General features: G+C 55.6%; 2 protein-coding genes. Both read left to right on the forward strand.

Annotated elements, in window-relative coordinates; translation table 11 throughout:
- A partial coding sequence (locus tag ACE4YL_RS02725; RefSeq protein ID WP_461369160.1) for a phosphonoacetaldehyde reductase occupies positions 1 to 879 on the forward strand: 879 nt, incomplete at its 5' end.
- A 34-nt stretch (positions 880 to 913) separates the two neighbouring features.
- Positions 914 to 1,330 (forward strand): sugar phosphate nucleotidyltransferase (locus ACE4YL_RS02730; protein ID WP_461369161.1); only part of this gene is annotated, 417 nt, incomplete at its 3' end.

The raw sequence follows: 1,330 nt of genomic DNA on the forward strand, positions 1-1,330 counted from the left end.
CGGCAGATTGTGGCTCTCGGCGGGGGCAGTGCAATTGATACGGCCAAGGTTTTAACGTACATGCTGGCTGCCGGCACGGGTTTTTCTTTAAGAGGCTATTTTAAGCAGCAGGGCACGCTCCCCGATGCTGCTCCCTTGCCGTTGCTGGCCATACCCACTACCTCGGGCACCGGAAGCGAGGTCACCCCCTTTGCCACGGTATGGGATCTCGCTGCGGAGAAGAAATATTCCCTGGCCTCGCCCAGGCTTTTTGCCAGGGCAGCCCTGCTTGACCCGGAGTTAACCTTGACTCTGCCGCAAGACATCACCATCGTCACCGGCCTGGATGCGCTGTCCCATGCCTTCGAGTCGATATGGAACCGCAACGCCAATCTCATGACCCGGGGATACGCCCTTCGGGCCATTGGTATTATCCTCAATACCCTGCCTGCGTTAATTTCGAAACTGCAGGACATGGGGCTCCGCTTTAAAATGATGGAAGCAAGTACGCTGGCCGGGCTGGCCATCAGCGGCTCCCGCACCGCCCTGGCCCATTCTATCTCCTACCCCATTACCGCCCGCCACGGCATGCCTCACGGGCTGGCTTGCAGCTTTACCCTGCCGGCTATCCTGGAATACAATGCCGGGGCCGACGACGGCAGGCTGCTGGATACTGCCCGAGCCCTGGGGTTTGGGTCGATAGCGACCCTGCATTCGGAACTGGTGAAGTTGTTCCGCAAAATTAAAATAAGAGAAATGGTAGGAAAGTATATTTCCCCAAACGAAGACCTGGCTGTTCTGATACCGAGAATGTTTACTCCCGGCAGGGCGGATAACAATTTACGGGAAGTAACCCCGGAGCACCTCCGGCATATCCTTCAGGTCTCGTTGACGATATGAGCATTTCATGTTTAGATAATTAAGAGGTGATAATGTGCGCTTATCTGAACCGGAGGCCTCCGGCTATGCCGGAAAAGGGCTAAAAGAGATCAATGACAGCAACTCTTCACTGCCTTCCGGGGAGCTTGACCAGGAAAGCAGGGTCAAAATTGACGTGGTTGTATTGATGGCGGGGAGGGGCAGGCGGCTGCTTCCGCTAACCAAGGATCGGCCCAAGGCCATTTTATTGTGTGAAGACGGCATGAGTATTTTTGAGCATATAGTGCGCTCCTTTCTTACATGCAACTGGGAGCCGACGTTCATACCGGTAATCGGTCACGGCCGGCTGAAAGTCTACGAAGAACTGGATCGGCTTGCCTCCCTGGCCCGCTATGCCCCGGTAATGAACCCTTTCTATGCAAGCGCCGGGCCGCTGGTCTCACTTTGGCTGGGCCTGCTCCAGTCAAAAAAT

Source organism: Candidatus Darwinibacter acetoxidans, assembly GCF_041936445.1.
Taxonomy (GTDB): domain Bacteria; phylum Bacillota; class Limnochordia; order Darwinibacteriales; family Darwinibacteriaceae; genus DTU010.